Source organism: Micromonospora olivasterospora (assembly GCF_007830265.1).
In the GTDB taxonomy this organism is placed as follows: domain Bacteria; phylum Actinomycetota; class Actinomycetes; order Mycobacteriales; family Micromonosporaceae; genus Micromonospora; species Micromonospora olivasterospora.
In genome coordinates, this window is the sequence record NZ_VLKE01000001.1 from 5,675,353 (window position 1) to 5,701,065 (window position 25,713).

Genomic DNA, 25,713 nt, shown 5'->3' on the forward strand with positions numbered 1-25,713 from the left:
AGGGTCGTGTTCAGAGCTGTTCGAGGAAGGCGAGTAGATCGTCGCTGGCCTGGTAGCGGGTGGGGTCGGTGTTCGGCGGGGTGGTCCGGGCGATGGCTTGTTCTTTGAGGGCCATGTCGGCGTGCAGGTAGATGCGGGTCGTGGCCGGGGTTTCGTGGCCGAGCCAGAGCGCGATGACGGTGATGTCGACGCCGGCGTGGAGCAGGTTCATCGCCGCGGTGTGTCGCAGGGTGTGCGGGGTGATGTGCTTGACCTGCAGTGATGGGCAGGTGCGGGCTGCGGTAGCAGCGTGTTTGGCGACGAGGCCGGAGACGGCGTCGTGGGAGAGCCGGGTGCCGCGACGGGTCGTGAACAGGGGGTTGGTGTCGGCGGGTCGGTGTGTGGTGAGCCAGCTGGTCAGGATGTTGACGGTGTGCGCGGTCAGCGGGGTGCAGCGGTCTTTGCGGCCTTTGCCGTGGCAGTAGACATGCGCGCCGACACCGAGTTGGAGGTCACCGGTGGTGAGCGCGGTCAGCTCCGCGACGCGTAGTCCGGTCTGTGCGGTCAGTGTGAGTAGGGCATGATCTCGGCAGCCGTGCCAGGTGGTGGTGTCGGGGGCTGCCAGCAGGGCGTCGAGTTCGGTGGGATTGAGGAAGCTGACGATCGTGGTGGCGGTCCGTTTGGTCTGGATGGCCAGGACCCGGGCGATCAGGTCGGCGTGTTCAGGTGCGCGCAGGCTGGCGTAGCGGAACAGGGAGTGGATCGCGGCCAGCCGGTTGTTGCGGGTGGCGACGGTGTTGCCGCGCTTGGTTTCCAGGTGGTGTAGGAACTCGCCGATGGTGACGGCGTCCAGGTCGGTCAGGTCGAGTTGGGCGGGGAGTTTCCCGGTCTGCTGGTGAATGTGGGTGAGCAGCAGCCGCAGGGTGTCGCGGTAGGAGGCGATGGTGTGCGGGCTGGCGCCGTACTGGGTCATCAGCCGGTCGGTGAAGAACGCCTGTAGCAGCGGTGCGAGCGTGGTCACGGCGTGGTCACCTCCCTGCGGCTCGGCTGGGCTGCCGTGTCGAGGCGTTGCGCTGCCAGGGCCAGCAGTTGCGGGGTGGCTTGCAGATACCAGTAGGTGGATTCCGGGCTGTTGTGGCCGAGGAACGCCGAGAGCACCGGAAGTCGGGCCGACACGTCGACTCCGGCGGAGTACCAGTCGATCAGGACGTTGACCGCGAACGTGTGCCGCAGGTCGTGGATGCGGGGACGGCGGTGTCCGGGCGGGGTGTGGATGTCGGCGGCGGCCAGGAGTCTGGTGAAGATCTGGTGCACGCCGCGATGCTGGACTCGGCGGCCGGTGGTGGTCAGGAAGAACCCGGGCGAGACTGGGGTGGGGCAGAGCTGGTCTCGGCGGACGGCGTAGCCGGCGAGCATCTGTGTCGTGGTGGGGTGCAGCGGGACCAGGCGGGTCTGGTCGTTCTTGCCGGTCACCGTCACCGCCGCCGCGTGCGGGTCGATGTCGTCGCGGTTGAGGGCGAGGGCTTCACCGACGCGCAGGCCGCTGGCGGCCAGCAGGCTGATCAGGGCCTGCATCGTTGCCGCGGGCAGCGGCGCGGCGATCGTGCCTGCGGCGTGCACCAACGCCGCGACCTCCTCAGCCGAGTAGTGGTAAGGAGTCGGCCGGTGCGCCCGGCCGGGCAGCAGCCCGGGCGGTGGGACCTGGCAGTCCGGGTCGAACGCGGCCAGGTGGCGGGCGAAGCCTCGCACTATCGCCAGGCGCTGCCGCTTGCGCGCGGCGGTGATACCGTCGGGCTCGCTCGCCCATGCCACCGCCGCGGCGATGGTGACGGTCGGCTGGCCGGTCCGGTCGAGCCGGTCGGCGAACTCCAGTAGCGACCGGCCCTCGCCGCGCAGCGTGAACCCCAGGGCGCGGCGCATCGTGAGGTACTGCTCTGCCCGGGCGCGGATGCTCATCGTGGCGCTCCTTGCGGGCAGGGCCTGGCCAGCTCGGCCAGCCGGGCCTGGTCCAGCCGGGCATAGATCGCGGTGGTGCGCTGCTGGGCGTGGCGCAGCAACTGCCCGATCTCCTCCATCGACGCGCCGGCTGCGAGCAGATCGCAGGCCGTCGCGTGCCGCATCCCGTGCGGCCCGAACCGGGACACCCCGGCCCGGCCGCACGCGGCACCGACCAGCACGGTGACCGACGAGGTCGCCAGCCCGGTGAACGGCGCCTTGACCGTGATGAACACGTTCCGCGCGGCGGTGGCCGGCCTGGCGTGCAGCAGGTAGTCGGCGATCGCCGCGCCGACATCAGCCGGCAACGGCAGCACATCGACCCGGCCGCCCTTGCCATGAACGGTCAACTCGCCCGCCCGCCAGTCGATGTCGGCCAACTCCAGCCGGGCCACCTCACTGCCGCGCATCGCCAGCCGGGCCAGCATCAGCAGGATCGCGTAGTCCCGACGGCCGACCACGCTGCCTCGATCACAGCCGGCCAGCACCGCCCGGACATGTTCGCGGCCGGCCGCCCGCGGCTGGGCCAGGTTGCGGGGCCGACCCCGCCCAGCCGGGACCGCGCCAGCCAACCCCGTCGCAACGCGTCCGGCCAGGTGCAAGAACCGCAGCAGCGACCGCAACGCGGGCAGCGTCACCATGTCCAACGCCGTACTACGCCGCCGTGTGCTCCAGTCCCGCACAAAGTCGATGACCTGCTCGGCCGACAGCCGCGGCAGCGCCTCCTCTAAGAGACCGTCGGGTAACCGGGTGACTACGTGGCGAGAAGTCGCTCGACGTTGATGCGTTGGGCGGCTTCGCGCTCGGTGGCGTTGGCCCAGCGGATCGTTTGACCGGCCAGGCGTATCGTCATGAGTCGAATCATCGCTACCTTGATCATGGCCTCTGAGTTGACGGTCAGCCGTTCGTAGTCCCGGGCCAGGCGTCGGTTACGGACCAGCCAACCCAGCGTCCTCTCTACCACCCACCGGCGCGGTAGGACCTTGAAGCCCTTGACGTCGTCGTTGCGCTTGACGATCTCCACCAGGATGCCGAGCTGCTCTTTCGCCCAGGTCAGCAGAGTGGAGTCGATGCTGTTGGCGTAGCCGCCGTCGGCCCACACGAGGGCGATGGTGGTGAACGCCTCGGCCAGCCGCGCCAGGATCCGCCGGCCACCGGGACGGTCGTTGACCGAGGCGGAGGTGACCATCACGACCAGGATCAGCCCCATCGTGTCCACGACCAGGTGCCGCTTGCGGCCGGTGGTCTTCTTGCCCATGTCGAACCCACGGCATTCGCCGCCCTCACTGGATTTGATGGACTGGGCGTCCAGCACCGCCGCTGTCGGCTCCGGCTCACGACCGGCCGCTACCCGCACCTGCCGGCGAAGCTCGTCGTGGATCGCGTCCCACGTTCCGTTCTTCCGCCACGTCGTGAACCAGCGATGTGCCGCGTCCGGTGGCGCCAGATCCCGCGGCATCATCCGCCACGGACAGCCCGACCGCAGCACATAGAAGATCGAATCCAGGATCAGCCGATCTCCCCACTTGCGCGGCCGGCCGCCTTTACGCAGGTCGCGTACCGGCATCAAGGGCGCGAGGATCGCCCACATCGCATCGGTCAAGCTCGACGGATAGCATGAACGGGCGTCATCCCCGCCACAGTTGCAGTTGCGCACACAACGCGATCATGGCGGGGATGATCTATTTGTCGAGCACCTGGCATCGACGTGTCTCCCCGTAACAGAACGCTCGGAGCTGGTTACCCGACGGTCTCTAACGGCCCAGGAAGCCCAGTCAAGAACGTCCGAGCGCACCGCAGGTAGTGCTTCACCGTGCCCGCGGCCAACCCGCGCTCGTCTTCCAAGTACCGGCGGTACTCGCTCAACAACACATCTACCGGCGTCACCGCGGCCATGGCCGCGGGCGGCGGGACCGCCCCCAGCCTGCGCAGATACCCCAACATCGGCGCCAACGCCCGTTCACTGCTCCCGGCCCGGACACCAACTGACCGGCGTTCCTGCTGAAACTCCCGCACGACCATGCTGGTCAACTCGCCCGTGACCAGACCCCGCTCGACCAGCCAGCGGCTCAGATCCGCCAACCGGTGCACATGATCGACGATGGTGTCCGGCGAGAACCCCTGCCCCGCCAGGTCCTCGCGCAGCCCGTCAGCGAACGGCGCGAGCGGTCCCTGCACCACGATTCGACGGCGACGCCGTCCCACATCCTCCGCGTCCATGATCTTCTCCTGTCTGTCGATGGACACATCGACCAGACACGAGAAACCCTCGACCACGACGGACAACCACTGCGTAATGCCGCACGGCGACCGAAGAATCAGCGTGCTGACCAGCACCGCTCACGAGCAACACGGCATAACCGTCGGCTCGTCATAAGGCCGCTAATGCCGAACTCGGCATTACGTGCCCTTCTTGACGAACCCGGTCTCGTCGGCGACGAGCACCCCGGCCGCATCGCCGATCTGCTCCACGACGTAGTCGCGTACGTCATCGCGGACCGCGTCCCGGTCCCACGCCGCGCTGCACAACATGCCCTGCAACCCGTCCGGCGAGACATGCCCAGCCTGCTCCGCGAGGGTCCAGCCGTTGCGCCGCTCCAACGGCGCCAGCAACCCCCGCACATACGCCCACGCCCGCCGCCGCGGCTCCACTCGAGTAAACCGATGCGAGAACCGGAAGAACAACTCCTCCAACCCGGCATCCCACGACCCGACCAACTGCGCATCCACCACAACCAGTCAACGAACGATCAGCAGCCGAAGCCACGACCCGCCGTTGCAGTACTAACCGCCCTCCCGCTAGATCAACCCCTTAGCGTTGGGTTGGAAGCTATGGGCGGGCCGTATGCGGACCGTGCCGACCGGCGCACCGGTGACCCGGGCCAACTGGTTGGTGGTCAGCACGCGGTGCTGGTCGAGCAGCACCAGCAGCTCGTGCGACGGACCGCCAGCGGCCCGCAGCCGCTGCACGAACGCCCGGTCAGACAGAGCACCCCTCCCCAAGTCCGCCTCTATGGCCACCTTCCTTGACACAGACAGTGTCAGTCGCCTGCCGACCGGAATCTGTCACAGGCGGCCTGGCCTGCGCTGTGAGCGGGGTCGGGGTTGCCGTTCGTGCCTGAAGCAAACGGCAACCCCGGCCAGCCCGGTTGGTCAATCAGGTGGTGGCAGCGTTTCCCCGGGGCAACGCCGCGACCCGGCCACCCGTCGCCGGTAGGCGTCAGCGCGGCCGGGCCGGAGGCCGGCCGAGGAGCGATTCCCAAGCCACCTGCTCGTCGGGCTTGGCCATCAGCGCCTCGATCGTCCACACGCTCAGTTCCTCGGCCAGCGCCAGGATGCGCTCGAGTCGGTTACTGCCATCGCCAAGCACCTGGGCGTCGGCCGATCCACGCTCTACCGAGCCCTGCAGTGAAGTGCGATACACATCACACGGGAGGTGGATGAAGTCCAGAGCGACACATATAGTGACCTGCTGATTGCGATCTGCGAGCACGATTCGGGTGCGCTGTTCATGCTGAGCTACGTCCATCGCCGGCGCCAGTCTGGTCGCTCGCCGTTGGGGCCGGCGGCGGGGGCAGCGAAACTTGTCGATGGTCTGATACGAAGATCGGGCTCGGATGCATGGGTGGCTGCGGTGATTGGGCACCGCAGCCACCGTATCCGCGCGAAGCCCAGCCCCTTCAGAAGGAGGACCTATGCGGTTCCGAGCAAGTCTACGTGCTGCCGTGATGGTGGCCGGTATGGCGATGGCCGCCGGTTTGTCGCCCGCCGCCGCTCACGCAGCCGCGCCCGCGGCGCAACCTGACCCGGCGTCCACCTACATCGTCACGCCGATGAAGCGAGTCGGCGTCGATCACAAGATCGCCGAGGCCAACGGCTACGAGGTTCGCGTCGACAGCAACGGCGTCGAGTACGCCGTCAAGAAGGGTGCGATCACCCCGCTCAACGAGGTGCCCGGCGAGTGCGGGAGCTCGTTCGTCTACTTCACAGCGGTGGACACGAGCAAGCACTACACGTCCATCTACACCGGCTACACGATCCGCAGCGACTGGCCGGGCGCGGTCTACACGAACTGGGCTGTCGGCGTGATCGACAACTACGGTTCGAGCACCAAGACCTGGAACGATCCGTCCACGCCGACGCACTTCTGGGCGAAGACCAAGGGGTTCACCTCCAGCGGTCCCGGCTGGGCCTACGCCGACGTCTTCCTGGGCAGCATCGCCACCCTGTCCAACGGCACCATCTGCTACTCCCACGGCCCCTCCGCCAGCGCATACTTGTAATCACCTGAGCTGCGGCAGCGGGTAGGCCGCGGCGCGAGACACGGAACAGGTGAGGGAGCCTCCAGCATGGCGTACACCCCGGGACAGTCAGGTCAGCACGACCCCAGCGGGGCGCGGACACCGCCCACGCCGGAGGAGATCTACGGCTGGCTCGGGGTCAGGTTCGCCATGCTGGAGGCCCCCCACTACCGCACCCACATGGTCGGCTGGCACGGGGAGACCACGACCGCCGACGCGCACGGTGTCGCCCGCGACCTGGGCCGATCGAGGCCCGTCGAGGTCCGCGTCGGTCATGAACTCGACGACGACGCCACCATTGATGTCATCACGGTCCGCGACGACACCGGCGGCGCCTCTGTCGTTCACCACCTGTGGACGGCCCTAATCAACTACCAGCTCGCACTAGCAGGGCGCCGAGGCGCGCCCCCCTGGGGCAGTGGCCCACCACCGCCGCAGTACGTCGACCGGCTCGACACCAACAACCCGCCCGAGCCAACCGGAACCCGCACGCTGTCCGTGGACGGCCGGGACGCCACAAAGTGGGTCTACCTCGCCTGCCCGGACATGGCCACCGGAGCGCCGCTCGTTGCCTGCGGAGGCCATGTCGGCACGTCGCTGGTCATGGTCACCGGACCGCAGGACGCCGTCATGGCCGCGCAACTGCGCATGTTGCCCCAGCCCGACCTGCACGCCAGCATCTGATCTGACGCCGCCCCTTCCGCGCGGGCACCACCGCATCTCGCGTGCCCGGTCAGCTCGGCATGCCGGTCGCAGTGTCGATGGCATCCATGCCGATCGCGGCGCGCAACTCGCCGGCGGGCCCCTGGGGGCCGGGTCAGTCCGGCTGGTCTGCCTGGTCGACGCGGACCACCCGGGCGAAGCCCTTGGTGTGCAGGGTGTCCAGGCTGGCCGGTGTGCGGGCGTGCTGGTTGCGGACCACGGTGGTGGGTACGGCGCGTCCCCACCGCTGGCCGGGCAGGGGCCGGGCCGTTGGTCCTGGCGGGCCAGGCAGACCTCCAGCGGGGTGTCGACGACGACGGCGACGGCGGGCACCCCGGTGGCGGGCGGCGATGGCCGTAACTGTGTAAGTTGCCCACGTGGCGAAGACAGTGCGCTGGGTCCAGTACGAGGCCGCGGTGTTCGTGCGGGTCGAGGCCGACGAGAACGGCTGGGACACCGAAATCACCAAGGTGGTCACCGCCAACGACGCCGACGAACTGCACCTGGCGCGGGACGACCGGGGCCACTTCAGGGTCTACGACGAGAACTTCGAGCCGGTCAACGACGATCTGCGCCTCGACGGCATCCGGGAAACTCATCATCCTGGTCAGCGCACCCGACGGCGACCACATCAACGCCCTCAAATGGGAGGTCCGCGAGGCGCTGGTCCGCTGTATCGACCAGGCGCACCCCGGGGCCGTCCCCCGCAGCCACACTCCCTACGCCGAACCCGGCAGCGGAAGCTCCGGCCGCTGACGCTCACTGGGGCGCCCGGCTGATCAACCCCGGGCACCATGCGCTGGCCCGCAGGGCGTTCTTCGAGTTCCTGGCGGCGCACGGGCCCGCCTGACAGGCCGCCGACCGCGCCCACCGCTCAGGGACGCGGCCGGCTCAGACCTGCTCGCCGCCCGCCCGTGCCGCGCGGGCGGCAAGCATGTCGAATGCCGCCTTCGGGCGCCACGAGCCGTCGGCCGCGACCGCGATGATGCCGTAGCCCGCGGTGTCGAGGTCGTGCTCGGGCACGTCGACGTGTGGGTAGGTGTACTGCGCCCAGGTGAAGACGAACGCCGCCGACACCGGCTCGGACTGGTAGATCTCCAGCAGGTCGCGCAGCTCGTCGGCCTGGACCCGCTCGTCGCGCACTACGGGGCGGGTCAACCGGGGTGGGATGGCCGAGCGGTCGGCGATGGTCCAGGCGGTGGCGCCGAGGCCGGGCGCGCCCTGGTAGGCCGCGCAGCCGAACTCGGTCAGCACCAGCGGTTTGCCGTGCCCGGCGTAGCCGCGCAGCAGTTCGCGGTAGCGGCCCCGGTTGCGGCGGTCGCGGTAGAGGTTGACGCCCACCAGATCGAACGGAGTCCAGTCGACCTCCTCCCAGGGCCCGCTGGCGTACGTGACGGGCCCGTCGAACTCGGCCCGCACGGTCGCGGCTGCGCTGTGCAGGTAGGCGTTGAGGCGGCGGTGGAAGCTGCCGAGCCGCACGGTGCTCCACATGAGCCGCCAGGGCAGCATCGCGGTGCGGATGCGGTCCAGCGGTGTGTCGCCGAGCAGGAAGCCGCGCAGGAAGAAGCTCGCCTCCAGGCCCGCCACGAACACGACGTCGCCGTGGCGGCGCAGGTCCGCGGCCAGCCGGGCGGTGTCGGCGAGGTAGGCCAGGGCCTGGTCGGGGTGCAGGTTGTGCCGGACCGGCGACAGGTACACGGTCAGGCCCCGGTCCAGGGCCAGCCGGGCGGCGGCCTCCAGCCGGGCCGGGTCGTCGCCGCTGATGCGCAGCGCGGTGCAGCCGAGCGTGCCGACGATGGTGTCGATCTCGGTGCGGGCGGCCGCCGGGTCGAAATCGGGCCGCGAGGGACGGTCGGGCAGCAGGTACGAGCCGACGTCGTAGTTCATGCCCAGGGTAGGCATGGCACCTCCTTCTGATACAGCGTATCGGATAATGCGATACACTGTATCGCATGAGTGTGATCTGGGAGCGCCCTGCCCCGGCTCGCCGGGGCGTCGACCTCGACCTCGAGCGCATCGTGGCCGCCGCGACCGCCGTCGCCGACAGCGAGGGGCTGGAGGCCGTCACCCTGCGCCGCGTCGCCGCCGACCTCGGGGTGCTGCCGATGCGCCTCTACACGCACCTGGGCACCAAGGACGACCTGCTCGACCTGATGCTCGACACGGCGTACGGCCAGGTGGAAAGCCCCTCGGGCACGGACTGGCGGGAGATTCTGACCGCGCTGGCGCGCAGGCTGCGGGCGGTCGCGCAGCGCCATCCGTGGCTGCCGCGCCTGATGGGCGCCAGAGACCCGATCGGCCCGCATGGGCTCCGGCTGACCGAGCATGTCTGGCAAACGCTGCACGCCCTCGATCCCACACCGGCGACCGCGGCCGCCCGCGCCGCGGCGTTCATCGGCTACGTCACCGGCGCGCTGCAGCAGCAGACCGGCGCGCCGAACGACGAGCAGGTGCGGCGCTACCTGGCTGCAGCGGTCGCGGGCGGGGCGCTGCCGACCCTTGCGCGTGTGTTCGCCGAGCTGACTCCGACCGACACGTACGAGCTCGGCCTGCGGGTGGTCCTGGACGGGATCGGCGCAGCCGGCGGTTCAGAGCCCGACAGGAGCCAGGGCACCGGCCGGGCTCGGCGGTAGCCTGCGCAGCAGCTCCCACAGCTGCGGCAGGAGCCGGGCCGCGCCTTCGACCGCAGGCTCGGACTGACTGTCGGCAAAGGGTCATTTGACGACACCAACGGACCAAGGTCAATGGATCACGCCCGACCACGGGAGCCTCGCCCGCCGATCCAATGCAAGCCGATCCGAATTGACGACAGCGTTTGACGACAGGTTGGATCAGCGAAACCGGCTCGGGGTCAGCGGCGGGTGCCGGTGCGGAACGGCAGCACCGTGGCGCTGGTGCTGTCGTCGGAGTTGGTGGTGGGGGAGTCGCCGCCGAGGGCCAGCTACACAAGCGCCGGCCCGTCCAGGCCGACGGGTCACCGCCGCTTCCCTTGGGCCTGGTCGAGCTGGGCGTGGAGTCGGGCGGCTTCGGCGCGGGCGTCCTGGGCGGCCTGTTCGGCGGCCCGCCGGTCGGTGTGGAGCTGGTCGACCTGGCGGCGTACCTCGGCCAGGGCGGCCCGTGCGGCGCGCAGGTCGGCGTCGGCGTCGCGGCGGGCCGTCTCGGCCTCGGCCAGGGCGGTGCGGGCGGTGTCCCGGTCGGCGGCGGCCGCCGCGGCCACGGTGGTGGCCTGCTCGGCGCGCTGCTCGGCGGTGGCGCGGGCGGCGTCGGTGGCGCGGACCTGCGCCTGCGTGTCGGCCAGGTCCCGGCGCAGGACGGTGTTCTGCTCGGCCAGGTCGGCGGCACGCTGCTCGGCGGTCTCGGCGCGGCCGGTCGCGGCGGCCAGGTCCACGCGCAGCCCCTCGATGGTGGTGCGGGCGGTGTCGAGTTGGGCGCGCAGGTCGGCCACCTCGCCGGCGAGACGCGTGCTCTCGGCGCGGGCGGCGTCGCGTTCGGCGGTGACGGTGGCGGCGATCGCTTCGGCGCGGTCCGCGCGGGACTGCTCGGCCCGGCTGGTCTTCTCCGCGGTACGGAGTTCGCCGGTGAGGGTCTTGACCTCGGCGCGGGCGTCGCGAAGCTGGGCGCGGGCGTCGTCGTGCTGGGCTTGCAGGGCGCGGCGGCGTTCGATCTCCCGGGCGGCGGTCGCCGCGCGGGCCTCCGCCTCGGCCTCCGCGCGGCCTTGGGCCTTGCGGGCTTCGGCGACGTTCTGGGCGGCGCGGGCGACCGCGTCCGCGGCGTCCCGCTCGGCCGCGGTGGCGCGGGCGACGGCGGCGTGCCGCTCGGTCTGCGCCGCCGCCCGTTCCCGCTCCGCGTGGTGGGCGGTGTTGAGGGCCTGGTCCCGCTCCGCCTCCGCCGTCTGGGCGCGCTCGACGGCGGCCGCCATCGCGGTCTCGGCCTCCGCGATCCGGGCCAGGGCGCCGGCCTCGACCTCTTGCACCGCCGGCAGCACCGGATCCAGGCGGGCGGTCAGCGCGGTGAGCGCCGGCACCAGGTCGGCCGCGAGAGCCCGGAACGTGGCCAGCGGGGCGTCGAGGCCGGTGGCCAGCTCAGCCGCGCGTTCGGCGGCGGCCATCTCCTTGCACGTCCGGTTACCCGGCTGCCACCGCCGGTCCTTGCAGAACTCCTGCGGCCTGCCGAACCCGCTGTAGACCAGCGTCGCGCCGCACACGCTGTAGCCGCACCGCCGCTCACGCGGCCCGGACTCCGACCCTGGGTGTCGCTTCTCGTTCGATCTGGTGATGTGGGTTGACCTGTGGTTCGCCAGTTGGGTGTGGTGTGGTCACGGGACACCGTCTTTCACTTGAAGTGGCGAATTTCCGGGTCTACTGCCGTTCTCGTGGGTCGGGTTCATGATCGTCCGGGTAGTGGTGGGCAGAGGCCGCCGCGGCGGAGGTTGGCCATGGTGATCAACGCTTTGGCGCTGTGGTAGCCGTAGGCCTGGCGGGTCAGCACGCGCAGGTGGACGTTGTTGGCCTCGATGCGGGCGTTGGACAGTCCGCTGTCGAGCATGTTGTGGATCGCGGGCAGGTGACGGCGAATCGTCTTGGCCAGCTTGACGAACGGGGCCAGCTTCGACCGGCTCGCCCAGCGTAGCCACGCCTGCAGCAGGAGCCTGCCGTCGGCGCCCTTGACCGCGATGATCTCCCGGAACTGTTCCTTGAGCAGGTACGCCCGGTACAGCGGCCGGTTGGTGGCCTGGATCGTGGCCAGGGTCGCCTTCTGCTTGTCGGTCAGGTTCGGCGGGTTCTTCCACAGCGCCCACCGGGCGTCTTTGAGGGTCTTGGACGCCTCGGTGCGGCCGCCTTTGCCGCCACGGGCGGTGTTCCACACCGCCCGGCGTACCTCGTCGAGGGCGTCGGTGACCCAGGCGACCAGGTGATAGGGGTCAAGGCAGCGGACCGCCTGCGGCGCCCGCTCGGCCACCACGTCACCGATCCAGGCGGCGGCGTCGGCCGACACGTGGGTCAGCGCCGCGGCCCGCTGCGCGCCCAGCTCGTCGAAGAACGCGGCGACGGTGGCCTTGTCCCGCCCGTCGGCGGCCCACACCAGGCGGCCGGTGTCGTGATCGACGACCAGGGTCAGGTAGCGCTGGCCCTTGCGGTAGGCGACCTCGTCGATACCGATCCGTTTGAGTCCGGCCAGTCGATCGGCGCCGGCGGCGGCAGCGTCGACGACCCGGCCGACGATGGCGACCACGCTGCGCCAGGCGATGCGTAGCAGCCCGGTCACCGCCGACGCGGACGTGCGCGCGGCCAGCCACGCCGCGGTGTCCTCGAACGCCGTGGTGAACCGGGCACCGTGACGCGCCCACGGCACCGCGATCACCGTCGGCCCGTGCTCGGCACAGTCGACCCGAGGCACGGCGGCCTCGATGACCACCCGCAGCGTGCCGAAGTCCAGGTGCCGCCACCGCCGCCTGCCCCAGCCGCGGTCGTACCACGGCGCGCGAGCCCGGCAGCGCCCGCAGCGACGCGCCGCGCCCTTGCGCGGCCGGGCAGAGATCACCAAGACCTCACCGTCGGTGTCGTCATCGAGGCGCACGCCCTCGACGACGGCCCGTTCCAGCCCTGCCTGTCGATGCAATACCCTGGTCAAACGCACGCCATTTCCCAATCTTCAGTTTCTGACCTTCGACAAGCCAGAAACCTAGTACGGCAGCCGCCAGTTGCTAGCTGACCAGGGTGTAGTCCCGGTTCAGCCGTGTGCGTTGGTGGAACCAGCGGGCGCGGGCCTGGTGACGGCGTCGCCAGTTGAGCCAGTGCGTGGCGTGGCCGGGTGGTTTCGGATGCTGGAGGGCGTTGGCGAGTAGTCGTTTGACCTCGGGGACGGTCAGCGGGATCATTCCGGGCTCGGGTGGCGGCGGCTGGTCCGGTGTGCTTGGCGGCGGTGCCTGGGTGTCGGTGCGGTCGGCGAGGTGGGCGGCGGTGACCGCGCAGACCGCGAGGGCGGCCATGACCAGCACGGTGTGCCGCTGGATCGCGGTGTAGAGCCTCGCTTGGCACTGGTCCAGGCCGAAGTGGTCCTTGCTGAACTCGAAATCTTCCTCGACCGGCCAGCGCAGCCCGGCAGCGCGGATCAGCCTCGTCTTGGTCAGGATCTGCCCCTCGGGCACATGGCAGTAGTGGAAGGCCAGTTCACCGCTGCGCAGGTGACGGCGGATGAGCAGATGATGGCGGGGCGAGGCGGTGGCGATCCACGCCCAGGCATACCAGCGCTGTCCCTTCGACCCGGTACCGGCCGAGCGGACCTCCCACCGACGCTTGTCCTTGACCAGCAGCGTGACGGCCTGTGCGCAGGTCAGTTTCGCTTCGGAGGGCAGGTCGATCATGAAGGTGGCAGCGACCCGCAGCACGTACGCCTGCCCGTGCTGCTCGAAGAACTCCCGTAGTTGTGTGCAGTTGCCGTACACCTCGTCGCCGCAGGCGAAGTCGAATACCAGGCCGTCGGCGAACGCATCAGCACAGATATCGATGGCCAGCTGGCCCTTGGTGCGGAACTCCACCTCCGGCGGCAGTCCCATACCGGCCGAGGCCCGGGGGTCGGTGATGTGCTCGGCCGGGATCCACTGACGCGCCCCGATCAACGCGTGCCCCGTCTTCTCCCGAACGTAGGACAGGTGCACCGTGTTGATCCCGTTCGCGACCCGGCCCGCGCACCCCATGTACTGCCGCTTCACCCCGCACGTCGCCTTGCCCTGCTTGGGCTGGCCCGTCTCGTCCAACGCGCCGACGACCAGGCCACGCCGCCGCCGACGGCGCGCCGCCTCGTCCAGACCCGCAGCGGCGAACCGCCGGACCTGGCTCATCGCGGCCGTCGTGTCCCACACCGCCCGGTTCAGCAGCCGCTGCGTGCGGTCCGGCGTGGCGTCCCCGACCTGCTCGGCGATGGTCCACCCGTTGCGCTTCGGCACCTGGCTGACCAGCGCCGATATGTATCTTCCCGCGTGCTGCCACGTCTGCGTTCGGGCGAAGCACGACCGCAGCCGCTGCAACAGCCCGGCCCGTTCCCGCACCGCGCGCCCAGCCGCTACCCTGGCAACCGCAGCCGCCTTCGATCTTGTAGTCCTCACAAACACATGATCGACAGGCGGCTGCGTCCACGTTGCACGCCCCCACCGCGTCCCGCGAGGTCAGACCACCAATGGCGGCTGCCGTACTAGACGGGACACGGCGTGCCCTGTCGATCAGGGCGTCAACCCACCCACGAGAACATCACAAGAGCCGAATTTCCGGGAAGGGGGTTCTCGTGGCGTAGCCGGTGCGGTGCCGGTCCCAGAACTTGGTGCGGGTCTGGAGGTGCTTATGCCGGTGCTGGATGATCCACTGTTGAAGTGGGTTGGTGACGCTGCGGAGGCGGTGTCGGTCAAGGACGAGCCGTGGTCGTGAAAGTTGGTCGGCGAAGGTGCGTGGCTGGCCGAGCCGATGGGTGATGTGGCGGTAGAAGTTGGTCATGTCGATGTCGCTGTTGACCATCGCGACGTGTCGACGCCATTCGAGGTCGCAGAGGATTTCGGTAAGGGCGATGGTCTCGGGGAAGACCAGCAGTGGTGAGGGGTTGAACGGTCCGTGGAACGTCCGGAGTGCATCGGCCCGAGCGGTCCAGCGGGCGTGTAGTCGGGGGCTGGCGCTGTGACTGGAACGGGCCCAGTCCATGACGATCCAGATGGCTTGCGTGAACTGCTCGCGGGTCCATTCGTGATCGCGGGTGGTGGCGCGTAGCCGGCCGTAGCGGCGGTCCGCCCTGATGATCTCTGGGGTGTTGGTGAGGTCGACCTGGCGGGTGACCTGCGCCATGCCGGGGGCCAGCCAGCGGCGGTGACGCCGGCAGAGGTGCGGGAACGACGGACTGTGCACCCTGATTCTCGGGCGGCCGGGGATCCGGGAGACGCAGTGGTCGCAGTGGTCGCGCAGGTTCCAGGTCCGGTAGGGGTGGATGGCGGGGATGTCGACGGGTAGGGCGTCGTGGGTGTGGTGCAGGCTGGGCAGTGATGCCTTCAGCCGCGCTATGGGAATACCGGTGAAGGTCTCCAACCTGCGGCGCGAATGCTCGTTGAGCGCGACGTCGTAGTCTTTGCCGAGCAGGTAGCGCGTGAGTCCGATGGTGGGCCGCCCGAGCGCTCCCAGCAGGATCGTTGGCCGGTCGAGGTCGTTGGCGTCGGCGAGCCGGAAGACGTAGGAGATCAGGGTCTCCCCGCGCACCGGACGGACTCGGATCGGGAGTTGCTGGGCGGGTTGCTGCCAGAACCTCATCGCGGGTCCGCCCGTCGACGTTGGCGGGGCGGGTTGAACTGTGCTTGCGCGGCGATGTCGAGGATGACCGCGTCCAGGTGGGCTTTGGTGGTCTTCTCGGTGCCGTCGGTGATGGCGTCGTTGGCGGCCTCGTGGATGAGCTGGTCGAGGCTGCCGATCATGCCGCCGGTGCGGTCGTGCAGGTGAGGAGCCAGCTCGACCAGGGTTCCAGGCTGGTGGCGGTGCAGCCGTAGCGCCTGTTCCATCGCGGCGACGAGTTTTGCCCAGTCGTGCTTGTCCTGGGCGGTGCGGTGGGTGAACGGGCTGGTGTTGACCGGGATGAACCGGCCGGCGATCTGCCGGCCGCGTACTCCGGAGAACATGCCGGTCTCGTCGAGGTCGAGCCCGGCGTAGACGAACGTCGCGCTGATCGTGTCGAAGAAGTATTTGAGCTGGTCGGAGGCGTTCTTGCCCTGGCGGGTGGTCAAATCCAGCCGGTGGATCTCGTCCACGAGGACCATGCCGGTGCCGACCCGGCGCATCACCGAGGCGACGTTGTGCGCGATCGACTGCGGGCTGTCGTGGTGGGCGACCGGCAGTCCGAGGAAGATCGCCATCTCGGTGGCCAGCATCTTGGGGGTGGCGTCGGGCGGGACCACGATGTAGACGACCGGGATCCGGTCGCGCACTCCTGGGCTGCGCCGTTCCAACTCGACCTGGAACTTCTTGCCCAGTTGGCTGATCGAGGTCGACTTGCCGGTGCCGCTGGGGCCGGAGACGATCAGGCCACGACGGCCGAGTTGCTTGCCACGGTTGTTGATGACCAGCTTGCTGCCAGTGTGGATGATCTTCTTGATGTCCGGAGTGGCGACCAGCAGCAACGCGGAGTGATAGTCCTGGCGTGCCTCGTTGTAGAGGTCCCGCTCGAACGAGGTTAGCCGCTGCCAGTCGGCTGCGGGCAGCAGCCGGGGCGGTTCCGGGTTGACCTGCGCGACGAACGAGGCCCAGCCCTGCTTGGTGGCCAGCGGATGCCGAACGTCGGTGGACATGGACAGCGTGCTGCTCATCGGCCCGCCTCCAGGTCGTCGGCGAACGGGTCGAACAACGCGAATGGCACCACGTCCCCGACCAGGACCTGCGGCTGCTCGTCCGGCTCCGGCCCGGGTGGGGGCAGCGGTCGAGGCGGGACCGCTGCGGCCTTCGGTGGTTCGGACAGCGCCGCAGTGGTGAGTTCCGGGGGCAGGTGGTTGCCCATCGCCTGGGCTGTGCGTGTGCGCGCCAACGCGCGACCGGCGCCCGGTCCCTGCTCGGCGCGGCGCAGCAACGCGGCCAGGATCACCGAGACGGCCATCTCGTTGGTGTCGTCCAAGCCCCGCTGCGCGGCGATCTTCCGCGAGGCCCGCCAGGTGAAGTCGGCGAACGGCTGCCCCACCAAGCTGTGATGGGTCCAGGGAACGGTGATCCAACCGCCGTGGTGGTGGTTGCGTACCCAGATGCGGGAGACGTCGTAGGGGTCGTAGTGGACCTCCCACCGGCCGGCGCGGCTGGTGATCCCCGAGTTCTTGCGGGCATAGGGGCGCAGCTCCGCGCAGTTGTAGGTGCGGTAGTCGATCTGGATCCCGCCGTCGCCGATCGCTCGCCAGTCCGCCGGCAGCAGCTCGATGTAGTCCTCGCCGGTCAGCGACACCGGGACGTAGCCGGCCGCAGCGACCAGGGCGGCGTAGGCGTCGTTGGGTGAGGCGGCCTGATCGGGGTTGAACGGGTGCCGCAACCCGTCGTGTGGGCGGGTCTGCCAGCCGGCGATCACCCACTCGTCGAACAGTTCTTGCAGGTCCGGCAGCGACCACACCGCCCGCTCGGCGACATCCCGGCCGCGCCGGGTGACGTCCCTGCCGGTGTATCCCGCCACGTGCTGGCAGAACAACGTGTTGATCGACTCGAACGTGCGCTCCACGATCGCCTTGTCCGTGGGCGTCTGCTGGTGCGCCGGCTGCACCGAGATGCCCAGCGTGTCGGCCGCGCGCAGGAACACCTCCGACAGGAACACCTTGCCGTGTTCGATCACGACGGTGTCCGGGACGATGACCGGCTTGGCCGCAGCCAGGGCCATCCGGGAGTCCAGGCTGACCAGCCTCTGGTGCGGGATCCGCGACGCCGACATCGCCAGCGCGGCGTCCCAGCCCGGCCGCATCGGCTCCGGGACCGTCACCCGGGCCAGCAGCAGCGCCGCGTCGACCGCCTTCGCCCCGACCGGCCGCAGCACGCCAGCGCAGATCGTGCGGGTGGCGATGTCGATCGCGAGAACGAGTTCCGCTCGGCCGGGCTGCCCGTCATCCATGATCGCCAACACGTCCAGCGGGTGCTGTCCATCTGGACCTGCTCACCAGGACGACTCGCGGTGGTCGCGGTGTAGGCGCCGGCCGGCTTGTTCGCCGTCTGCCGGCGGGTCACCGCCGAACCGAACGTGTGCCGCCCAGCCGACAGCACCTCCAGCAGCCGATAGCACGTGGCCTGCGACGGCATCTTGACCACGCCCGGGCCATGCTCCTCGTCCAGCAGCTCCCGGATCTGCCGCAGCGCCCGCGACTTCGTCCCCGTCGACGTGCCGGTCTGCCTCTCGATCACCGCGACGGCGGCGGCCACCACCCTCGCGTCGACGTGCCCGGTCGGCTTCGCCACGCGGGCGTGCCGGGTGTCGACCAGGCCCCACAAGCCCTGCTCGCGGTAACGACGGCGCATCCGCTGGACCGTGCGTACGCTCGTCTTCGCCCCCGCGTCGGTCAACTCCGCCGCCTTCGCCGCCTCCCGGGCGGCCAGAGTGAACGTCGCCGGGTCATAGCCCGGCCTCGGCACCGTCCCCTCCGGCGCCAGCCCGGTCTCCACCTCGATCAGGTGCCGCTCCCAGTCCCGGGCAGCGCGCACCACCTGCGCTGGCGGCGCCTTTAGCAACCCATGCGGATCCACCCTCGGCGCCGGCGCCGCGCCGACCAGCTCGAAGTCCGGGGCCGCCAGCAGATACGCCAACGCCACGACGGTGGTCGCGCCGGCCGCCGACAACAACCGGATACTCGCGCCCGAGATCGCCACCACGGTGTGCGTGGTCCCGGCGAAGACCACCCGGTCATTGACCCGCAGCACCCCGGGGCGCTCAACCATCGCGCTCACCAACCCGCGCCAGACGGTCGTTGGTCGGCGCCACCCGCACCAGCGTGCGGTGTGACAGCACCAGCGACAGGTCCGCCACCAACTCCCGCCGCCACAACAGGTGGTAGAGCACCGGCAGGGTCCTCAGCGTGTCACCGGCAGCCTCGGCACCGTCCATCAACGACCTGGGCCGCGAACGCCTCCAGCAGCAACGCCGCGACCCGCTCGTCGAAGCACCGCGGATGCCGGTACCCGGCCAACCAACGCTGGTTCGCCACCACCACCGGATCCATCCGGTCCCACACCGCGTACCGCCAACCCAACAACGCGCACGCCTGGTCGGTGACCCCGAACGCCACCCGGTCCACCTCCTCGACCAACACCAACGGCCGAGAGTCCAGCACCACGACCGCGCCGTCCTCCAGCCGTACCAGAAAGTCCGGAGCGTGCCGCCGGGTCTTGCCGTTCCCGCCCGGCCGCAGCAGCCAGAACGGCTGCGACACGATCCCGGTCACCGACGGGTCGAAGTCCAACGCCACCAGGTGATCGCGTTCCGCCCACGACTCGAACCCGACCAGGCGCCCGAGCGTCGCCGACCAGTACCAGCCAGGGAAGTTCCGCTGGCCCCGGTACGACGGAAACGACCTCACCGGCCGCGCCAACTCACCCACGACATCCGGCAACCAGCCCCACGGCACGCGCTGCTCAACGCCCAGCCCGTCCAGGTAGATCGCCTCGAAGTTCTCGTCCAGGCCAGGCAGCCCGACACGTCTCTCCAGCACCGAGACATCATTCCTCGCCACTTTCGATGAGAACTCGCCACCCGCCTCGCCACCTCAGCGCCCGGCTCGCCACATCTGACGAGAAGCGACATTTCTTACCGGCACCCGTTGTCACTTCTCGTTCGATCTGGCGATCCGTCATCGCGCTGACCAGCCCTTCGCCACTTGCGCGGCGGCCACCCAGCCGCGCCTGATTCTCATCTGATCTGGCGGATTCCCGGGTCGCTGGCGCGCGGCAAGCCGCAGCGGCCCGGGTTCGCCACTTCCGCTGAGAATCCGGCCGCCGCTCGCCACGTGGCTCGCCACGGTGCTGAGAACTCGCCAGTTCAGCCGCGAAGCGACACCCGTCTTTACGGCCCGCAGCGCACCTCACCAACCCTCGGCCATTTATCGGATTAACGGTAACGACAATACGGAAACTAAGCGCCGCAAAACGGACATAAGCCAGGAGCATCATAATGACACTTTTGGTGTTTCCTACCTTGTCGGTAGGGACTTGGAGTCCGCAGGAGGGCTGTCCTGGCCCAGTGGAGTTGACATGTGCCACTGAGGTTGGGGGTGCCGGCCCACCTATCTGCGACCTGGTCCACCGAATCTGATCAGTGGCTGCCACACTGGCGGACCGGTGAGGGATGTGGGTGGTCTTCATGGTGGCCAGTCTTCGGTCCGTGTCGGGCGGCCGTCTGGAGGATCCGGTTGAGTTCGAGGGGAGGTCAGGACTCGACGTCCAGGACCAACGAGTGCTCACCGGCTGGCGGCTACCTACCCACCAGGAGTTTGCCGGATGGCTAACTCCCAGAACTCATTAGGTCTGGCACGAGCTGCACCGCCAAGGGGTGCCGGTGGCTCGGTGCACGGTCGAGCGGCTGATGCGCGAGTCCGGGCTGCGAGGGCTGCTGCGTGACAAGTCGCCGCGCACGACCCGGCCGGCGGCCGAGACCAGCCGACCCGCTGACCTGGTCAAACGGGACTTCACGGCGGCCGGCCCGAACCAGCTGTGGGTCGCTGACCTGACCTACGTGCGCACGAGTGTGGGCTGGGTTTACGCCGCGTTCGTCCTCGACGTGTACTCCCGCATGATCGTCGGCTGGCAGGTGTCGACGTCGCTCTACACGGATCTGGCTCTCGACGCGTTGAAGATGGCGATCTGGCGCCGCGAGAATCAAGGCGCTGACCTGGGCGGGCTGATCCATCACTCGGACAGGGGAGCCCAGTATCGAGCGATTCGCTACAGCCAGCGGCTGGCCGAGGCCGGTGCCGTCGCCTCGGTTGGTTCCAAGGGCGACTCGTACGACAACGCGATGGCCGAGGCGTTCAACTCCCTGTACAAGGCTGAACTCGTCCGGAACAAGGGCCCGTGGCGCGGACTCGACGACCTGGAGATGGCCACCGTCGAGTACATCGACTGGTACAACAACCGGCGCGTGCGCCACGAGGCGCCATATGACCGTACGGAGGTGAAAGACCACCGTCGCCGGGCCGTCGCAGCGGCTCGGTAGAAGCTGGGGGCAGCCTGAGCCGGGGGACACCGGGGAGGGTGGGAAGCGGCCCCGACAACGCCGGAACGGTTCGGAACTGCCAGACGGGCCGGGTTCGGCAAGCGAGATCAGAGGGTGTAACGCGAGTGAACCAGCGGCTGAAGTCCCGTAATGGTTGTGCCGGCTCGAACCTGGTGGATCTGGGCCGGTTTGCAGCGCTCGTACCCCTGGGTGTTCGAGGGGACGTCTCCGAGGCCGGATGCGTCGGCCGGTCCGGAGGCCGCGGTGAAGGACTGCGGCGTAGCCGCGGCGATGCTGCCGGGATAGAGCTGGGCACCGTGCTGATCGATCGGTCATGTGGTGAACGTGGGAACCGTCCCTGGTCGCCCCTGGTGCGGGCATCCAGTCCGTCTCGGGGGCAGGTCTGTCGCCGACTGGTGGCCGTGGGGCGGGGCGGAGGCCCCGTAGTAGTCCGAGGCTGGGAGAGCCGGTCACATGGCGAAGGGGGCCAGCAAGTCGGCAGTGAGGATGCTGGAATGCCGGGAGGACGTTGGTGAACACCGACGATCTGGAGGCCGCCGCCTACCGGGCGGAGCGCCGGGTACTGGAGATCCAGACCAAGCTGCACCGTTGGGCCCGTGAAGACCCTCATCGCGGGTTTGATGACCTGTTCAATCTCGTTGCTGACCCCGCCTTCTTGCTGACCGCATGGATGCGGGTGCGGGGCAACAAGGGGGCGCGCACGCCCGGCGTGGACGGCCGCACCGTCTTCTACGTCGAGAACGTGCGAGGCGTCGAGGACTTCCTCGACGAACTACGGTCGCAGGTCAAGGACCGCAGTTTCCGTCCGATCCCGGTGCGCGAGCGCATGATTCCCAAGGCGAACGGCAAGCTCCGCCGTCTGGGGATCGCGTCCGTGGCCGACCGGACGGTCCAAGCGTCCCTGAAGCTGGTGCTGGAGCCGATCTTCGAGGCGGACTTCCACCCGTGTTCCTACGGGTTCCGCCCGATGCGCCGGGCCCATGACGCGATCGCCGAGACTCGCCTGCTCACATCCAAGAGCTACGAGTGGATCGTGGAGGGCGACATCACGGCGTGCTTCGACGAGATCGACCACGCGGCCCTGATGGGTCGGGTGCGTGCACGGATCGCGGACAAGCGCGTCCTGGCCCTGGTCAAGGCGTTCCTCAAGGCAGGCATCCTCAGTGAGGACGGCCAACTGCGAGCCACCGACACCGGCACCCCGCAGGGATCGATCCTTTCGCCGTTGCTGAGCAACGTGGCCTTGTCGGTCCTGGACGAGCACTTCGCCCAGATCCCCGGCGGCCCCAGCTCACCCCGCGTGGAGCGGGCCAAGCGACGACGGCACGGGAAGGCCAACTACCGGCTGGTGAGGTATGCGGACGACTTCCTCGTGCTGGTCTCCGGCACCCGGGAACACGCCGAGCAGATACGCGGCGACGTCGCCGAAGTGCTGGCACCGATGGGCTTACGCCTGTCGGAGGAGAAGACACTGATCACCCACATCGACGACGGCCTCGTCTTCCTCGGATGGCACATCCAGCGCCACCGCAAGCGAGGAACCGACCGGCACTACATCTACACCTATCCCTCGCGCAAGGCCGTCAAGGCCGCGATGGACAAGGTGCGCACGTGGTGCCGGGAACTGGACACCAACCAGCCGCTCGACGCCCTGCTGCTGCAACTCAACCGGCAACTGCGGGGCTGGTGCGCATACTTCCGGCCCGGGGTCTCGCACGCCGCCTTCCACTACCTGAGCCACTACACCTGGGCACGGGTCATCGGATGGCTGCGCCGCAAGCACCCCAAGACCAACTGGAAGGACCTCCGCCGCCGCTACTGCGACGGACGGTGGTGGCCACACGGCCAGGAACGGGAACTGTTCGATCCAGCAAAGGTACGCACCACGCGCTACCGCTACCGGGGAACAGCCATCCCAACCCCCTGGACGGGCGACGGTCAAGCCCCTGGAAGTGGTGTAACGGCTGATCTTTCGAGTTGTACTGGTTAGAAGGGTTGTGTTCCGGGCTGCTCAGGGGCGGGTTCGTTGGTTTCGGGTTGCCAGCGGTCGATGTCGTCGGGCCAGGCTGCGGGACGGCCGTGGCCGTCCCAGAAGCCGGTCTCGGTGCCGGTGGCGGCCAGGGCGGCGTTGAGCTTCTTGCGTTCGGCCGGGGTGGGGATGGTGTGGTCGCCGGTCACGTCGGTCATGCTGCGGTCTCCAGTTGGGGCAGGTCCGGACTCGTCGTGGTGGTTCTGGCGGTCTCGCGGGCCTTGGCGAGGATGTCGAGGGCGAAGTAGCGGCGGCCTTCGGTCCATTCGTCGTGTTGTTCGGCAAGGACGGCACCGACGAGGCGGATGACGGCGTCGCGGTCGGGGAAGATCCCGACGACGTCGGTGCGGCGGCGGATCTCCTTGTTGAGTCGTTCGTTGGGGTTGTTCGACCAGATCTGGCGCCAGATCTGTTGCGGGAAGCCGGTGAAGGCGAGCAGGTCGGCGCGGGCGTCGTCGAGGTGGGCGGCCACGGCCGGCAGCGACCTGCTGACCGAGTCGAGGAGTTTGTCGAACTGGGCGTGGACCGTAGCGGCGTCGACCTGGTCGTAGACCGAGTGCAGCACGGTCTTGACCGCCGGCCACGCGGACTTCGGACACACCGCCATCAGGTTCGCGGCGTAGTGCGTGCGGCACCTCTGCCAGGACGCGCCGGGCAGGTTCGCGGCGATCGCGTCGACCAGGCCGGCGTGGGCGTCGCTGGTGACCAGCAGGGTGCCGGTCAGGCCGCGGGCGACCATGTCGGCGAAGAACGCGTTCCATGCCTGCTTGGTCTCGCTTGTGGCGACCTTGACGCCGAGGACCTCGCGGTGGCCGTCGGCGTTGACGCCGGTCGCGACCAGCACGACCGCGTTGACGACCCGGCCCTGCTCGCGGACCTTCATGGTCAGCGCGTCGGCGGCCACGAACGTGAACGGCCCCGACTCGCTCAGCGGCCGGGTGCGGAACGCCGCGACCTGGGCGTCCAGGTCGGCGGCCATCCGCGAGACCTGTGACTTGGACAGGCTGGTGATGCCCAGCGACTGTACGAGTTTGTCCATGCGTCGGGTGGAGACGCCGAGCAGGTAGCAGGTCGCGACCACACTGACCAGCGCGGCCTCGGCCCGCTTACGCCGTTCGAGCAGCCGCTCGGGGAAGTAGGAGCCCGACCGCAGTTTCGGGATGGCCACGTCGATCGTGCCGATGCGGGTGTCGAGCTCGCGGTGCCGGTAGCCGTTGCGGGAGTTGATCCGTTCCGGCGAGGCGATGCCGTACTCGGCGCCGCAGACCGCGTCGGCCTCCGCCGACAGCAGAGAGTTGATCACCGTGGACAGCAGGTGCCGCATCAGATCCGGTGACGCGTCGGTCAGTGCCTGGCCCAGCAGGCCGGCAGGGTCGATGATGTGAGGTGCGGTCATCGCGGTAGTCCCTTTCGAGAGTGCTGTCGAAGGTTCACTCGAAAGATCACGCGATGGCCGCGCTCTATGCCGGACAGGCTGTCCGGCGATCACGCCAACCGCGTTACACCACTATCAGGGACGCCACTCGGGCGGACCGGATGAGGACAGACCACACGACCACCACGGGACTTGTGGAGAGCCCGTTGCGTTGAGAGGCGCACGGCGGGTTCGGCGAGCGGCCTGGAGAAACGGGCTGGTGGCAACACCAGCACCGCGCTCCAGGCCGACTCAACCTACACGGCGAGCTCGGACACGTCCCACCCGCCGAAAACGAGGCACTCCACGCGATGACCCACCCGGTCACCGCACCCCTGAAAACCAGCTAACCAACTCTCCATCAAACCCGGGGCTTGACACTTGGTCGACGCTGAAGATCGAACTCGTCTACCGCACGAGCTGGCGCACCCGCGACGAGCCCGAGAACGCGATCTTCGCCTACATCGACGGCTGGTACAACACCCGCCGCATCCAGAAGGAACTGGGCTACCGCAGCCCCGACGAGTACGAGACCGCCTGGCACACCCACCAGAAGGAACCAGCCGGCCAACTATCGCTACCCCTGCACCAACCGGCAGCAGGTAACCACCGCTCCATCAAAGCGGGGGGAGCTCAGAGCCAGCGTGATCTTGGTTGGTGGCGGTGGACGGGTTGGCACGGGGGCGTCCGGGGTCGTGCCGAGTGGTCCCGCCGGAGGTTCGGCGGGACCACTCGTGCCGGCATCAGGGCAGCCGGATGGTCCTGGTGTTGGGGAAGCTGCCGGGGCAGGATGTCGACGAGCCCGTGCCGACCACGACGTATCCCGGTGGGATCGGCGAAACCGAGCAGATGACCGTCGTGCCAGAGGCCGCCGGAGTGCGGATGGTCCAGGTGTTGGGGAAGCTGCCGGGGCAGGATATCGACGAGCCCTCGGCGATGATGACGTACCCGCTCGGCAGGGCCGAGACCTTGCACATCACGGTGGTTCCCGTGGTGGACGGAGTGGTGATCGTCCAGGTGTTGGGGAAGCTGCCGGGGCAGGATATCGACGAGCCCTCGGCGATGATGACGAACCCGCCCGGGACGGCGGAGACCTTGCACATCACGGTGGTTCCCGTGGTGGACGGAGTGGTGATCGTCCAGGTGTTGGGGAAGCTGCCGGGGCAGGATATCGACGAGCCCTCGGCGATGATGACGTACCCGGCGGGTATGGGGGAACTCTTGCAGATGGTCATTGTCGCCGCGCTGGCTGGCGTCGCGACCGTCACCGCCGAGATGATCCCGAGAGTGATGGCGGCCACCGCGACCGCCCCGAGGCGGCGCAGGGCCTTCGCAACCCGTCCACCTGTTTGCGAACGTCGCGGCAGCCGCCGGACCCGTTCCGGTCGAGTCATGCTGGTCCCTTCGATAGATCCCACAGCAGCGGAAGGTGCTGTTGCTATTACTCGATGCGATCATGGGCTGAGTGCCCCGGGCTTCGCAATAGCTACCGTGATGAATGAACAAACGAAGTCGGCGCGGGCCGACGCACGGCTCTGACCTCCATCAACGCGATCCGGGACTAGCAACCACTCGTCAACAAA

Annotated in this window: 25 protein-coding genes and 2 pseudogenes; 8 read left to right on the forward strand and 19 right to left on the reverse strand. The window is 69.0% G+C overall.

Annotated features, from left to right (window positions below; all coding sequences use genetic code 11):
- Positions 1-10 precede the first annotated feature (10 nt).
- From JD77_RS25985 to JD77_RS26015, 7 genes and pseudogenes are all read right to left on the reverse strand, one after another.
- The gene (locus JD77_RS25985) at positions 11-1,000 is read right to left on the reverse strand and encodes a tyrosine-type recombinase/integrase (protein WP_145776565.1); all 990 of its coding nucleotides are present in this window, start codon (positions 998-1,000) and stop codon (positions 11-13) included.
- On the reverse strand, positions 997-1,935 hold the full coding sequence (locus tag JD77_RS25990; protein ID WP_145776566.1) for a tyrosine-type recombinase/integrase: 939 nt from the start codon (positions 1,933-1,935) through the stop codon (positions 997-999). Before JD77_RS25990 ends, JD77_RS25985 begins: the two co-directional genes overlap by 4 nt.
- The gene (locus JD77_RS25995; RefSeq protein WP_145776567.1) at positions 1,932-2,615 is read right to left on the reverse strand and encodes a tyrosine-type recombinase/integrase; all 684 of its coding nucleotides are present in this window, start codon (positions 2,613-2,615) and stop codon (positions 1,932-1,934) included. Before JD77_RS25995 ends, JD77_RS25990 begins: the two co-directional genes overlap by 4 nt.
- Positions 2,616-2,809: 194 nt before the next feature.
- Positions 2,810-3,631: pseudogene (locus JD77_RS26000) on the reverse strand (IS5 family transposase); the annotation flags it as partial.
- 83 nt (positions 3,632-3,714) lie between these two features.
- Positions 3,715-4,311, reverse strand: coding sequence for a site-specific integrase (locus JD77_RS26005; protein ID WP_145776568.1), 597 nt, complete (start codon positions 4,309-4,311; stop codon positions 3,715-3,717).
- A 66-nt stretch (positions 4,312-4,377) separates the two neighbouring features.
- Positions 4,378-4,692 (reverse strand): annotated as a pseudogene (locus JD77_RS26010) (transposase); the annotation flags it as partial.
- 81 nt (positions 4,693-4,773) lie between these two features.
- Positions 4,774-4,977: a hypothetical protein gene (locus tag JD77_RS26015; RefSeq protein WP_145776570.1), complete on the reverse strand. Its 204-nt coding sequence runs from the start codon at positions 4,975-4,977 to the stop codon at positions 4,774-4,776.
- Positions 4,978-5,807: 830 nt separating this feature from the next.
- On the opposite strand from JD77_RS26015, the gene JD77_RS26025 reads away from it, so the two are divergent.
- The 3 genes from JD77_RS26025 (at position 5,808) to JD77_RS26035 (ending at position 7,756) form a co-directional block, all read left to right on the forward strand.
- Complete coding sequence (locus JD77_RS26025; protein ID WP_145776571.1) at positions 5,808-6,257, forward strand: hypothetical protein; 450 nt, start codon at positions 5,808-5,810, stop codon at positions 6,255-6,257.
- Between the two features lie 66 nt (positions 6,258-6,323).
- Entirely contained in the window at positions 6,324-6,959 is a 636-nt protein-coding gene (locus JD77_RS26030) for a hypothetical protein (protein WP_145776572.1), read from the forward strand.
- Positions 6,960-7,354: 395 nt separating this feature from the next.
- Positions 7,355-7,756, forward strand: coding sequence for a hypothetical protein (locus tag JD77_RS26035; RefSeq protein WP_145776573.1), 402 nt, complete (start codon positions 7,355-7,357; stop codon positions 7,754-7,756).
- Positions 7,757-7,868: 112 nt separating this feature from the next.
- Here JD77_RS26035 and JD77_RS26040 read toward each other — a convergent pair whose 3' ends face one another.
- Positions 7,869-8,879: a glycoside hydrolase family 113 protein gene (locus JD77_RS26040; RefSeq protein ID WP_145776574.1), complete on the reverse strand. Its 1,011-nt coding sequence runs from the start codon at positions 8,877-8,879 to the stop codon at positions 7,869-7,871.
- 50 nt (positions 8,880-8,929) lie between these two features.
- Here JD77_RS26040 and JD77_RS26045 point away from each other — a divergent pair, with 50 nt between their 5' ends.
- Complete coding sequence (locus tag JD77_RS26045; RefSeq protein ID WP_145776575.1) at positions 8,930-9,610, forward strand: TetR/AcrR family transcriptional regulator; 681 nt, start codon at positions 8,930-8,932, stop codon at positions 9,608-9,610.
- Between the two features lie 341 nt (positions 9,611-9,951).
- On the opposite strand, the gene JD77_RS26050 is transcribed toward JD77_RS26045, so the two are convergent.
- From JD77_RS26050 to JD77_RS26080, 9 genes are all read right to left on the reverse strand, one after another.
- Complete coding sequence (locus JD77_RS26050) at positions 9,952-11,181, reverse strand: coiled-coil domain-containing protein (RefSeq protein WP_145776576.1); 1,230 nt, start codon at positions 11,179-11,181, stop codon at positions 9,952-9,954.
- A gap of 179 nt (positions 11,182-11,360) precedes the next feature.
- Positions 11,361-12,614 (reverse strand): ISL3 family transposase, encoded by a 1,254-nt coding sequence (locus JD77_RS26055; protein ID WP_145776556.1) that lies wholly within the window; start codon positions 12,612-12,614, stop codon positions 11,361-11,363.
- A 67-nt stretch (positions 12,615-12,681) separates the two neighbouring features.
- The gene (locus tag JD77_RS26060; protein ID WP_246140610.1) at positions 12,682-14,025 is read right to left on the reverse strand and encodes an IS701 family transposase; all 1,344 of its coding nucleotides are present in this window, start codon (positions 14,023-14,025) and stop codon (positions 12,682-12,684) included.
- 199 nt (positions 14,026-14,224) lie between these two features.
- Positions 14,225-15,262 carry a TniQ family protein gene (locus JD77_RS26065; RefSeq protein WP_145776577.1) on the reverse strand — a complete coding sequence of 346 codons (1,038 nt, stop codon included), beginning with the start codon at positions 15,260-15,262 and terminating at the stop codon, positions 14,225-14,227.
- A complete protein-coding gene (locus tag JD77_RS26070; RefSeq protein ID WP_246140953.1) occupies positions 15,259-16,308 on the reverse strand; it encodes a TniB family NTP-binding protein in 1,050 nt (349 codons plus the stop codon). Before JD77_RS26070 ends, JD77_RS26065 begins: the two co-directional genes overlap by 4 nt.
- Entirely contained in the window at positions 16,305-17,432 is a 1,128-nt protein-coding gene (locus JD77_RS34170; protein ID WP_342799694.1) for a Mu transposase C-terminal domain-containing protein, read from the reverse strand. The genes JD77_RS26070 and JD77_RS34170 overlap by 4 nt, the downstream gene beginning before the upstream one ends.
- 14 nt (positions 17,433-17,446) lie before the next feature.
- The gene (locus JD77_RS34175) at positions 17,447-18,397 is read right to left on the reverse strand and encodes a helix-turn-helix domain-containing protein (protein WP_246140956.1); all 951 of its coding nucleotides are present in this window, start codon (positions 18,395-18,397) and stop codon (positions 17,447-17,449) included.
- On the reverse strand, positions 18,390-18,563 hold the full coding sequence (locus JD77_RS34180; protein WP_246140958.1) for a hypothetical protein: 174 nt from the start codon (positions 18,561-18,563) through the stop codon (positions 18,390-18,392). Before JD77_RS34180 ends, JD77_RS34175 begins: the two co-directional genes overlap by 8 nt.
- Positions 18,538-19,167, reverse strand: a complete 630-nt coding sequence (locus JD77_RS26080; RefSeq protein WP_246140959.1) for a TnsA-like heteromeric transposase endonuclease subunit — start codon at positions 19,165-19,167, stop codon at positions 18,538-18,540. The genes JD77_RS34180 and JD77_RS26080 overlap by 26 nt, the downstream gene beginning before the upstream one ends.
- An 821-nt stretch (positions 19,168-19,988) precedes the next feature.
- On the opposite strand from JD77_RS26080, the gene JD77_RS26085 reads away from it, so the two are divergent.
- The gene (locus tag JD77_RS26085; RefSeq protein ID WP_281292190.1) at positions 19,989-20,666 is read left to right on the forward strand and encodes an IS3 family transposase; all 678 of its coding nucleotides are present in this window, start codon (positions 19,989-19,991) and stop codon (positions 20,664-20,666) included.
- A gap of 532 nt (positions 20,667-21,198) precedes the next feature.
- Positions 21,199-22,677 carry a group II intron reverse transcriptase/maturase gene (gene ltrA / locus JD77_RS26095; protein WP_145776579.1) on the forward strand — a complete coding sequence of 493 codons (1,479 nt, stop codon included), beginning with the start codon at positions 21,199-21,201 and terminating at the stop codon, positions 22,675-22,677.
- Here the strand turns inward: ltrA and JD77_RS26100 are convergent.
- Both JD77_RS26100 and JD77_RS26105 read right to left on the reverse strand, forming a co-directional pair.
- The gene (locus JD77_RS26100; protein ID WP_145773317.1) at positions 22,674-22,874 is read right to left on the reverse strand and encodes a hypothetical protein; all 201 of its coding nucleotides are present in this window, start codon (positions 22,872-22,874) and stop codon (positions 22,674-22,676) included. The genes ltrA and JD77_RS26100 overlap by 4 nt on opposite strands.
- Complete coding sequence (locus JD77_RS26105) at positions 22,871-24,112, reverse strand: IS256 family transposase (protein ID WP_145776580.1); 1,242 nt, start codon at positions 24,110-24,112, stop codon at positions 22,871-22,873. The genes JD77_RS26100 and JD77_RS26105 overlap by 4 nt, the downstream gene beginning before the upstream one ends.
- Positions 24,113-24,350: 238 nt before the next feature.
- Between JD77_RS26105 and JD77_RS35645 the strand changes: the two genes are divergently transcribed.
- Both JD77_RS35645 and JD77_RS26115 read left to right on the forward strand, forming a co-directional pair.
- Positions 24,351-24,983 (forward strand): IS3 family transposase, encoded by a 633-nt coding sequence (locus JD77_RS35645; RefSeq protein WP_170286549.1) that lies wholly within the window; start codon positions 24,351-24,353, stop codon positions 24,981-24,983.
- Positions 24,887-25,669, forward strand: a complete 783-nt coding sequence (locus JD77_RS26115) for a hypothetical protein (protein WP_145776581.1) — start codon at positions 24,887-24,889, stop codon at positions 25,667-25,669. The genes JD77_RS35645 and JD77_RS26115 overlap by 97 nt, the downstream gene beginning before the upstream one ends.
- Positions 25,670-25,713 lie beyond the last annotated feature (44 nt).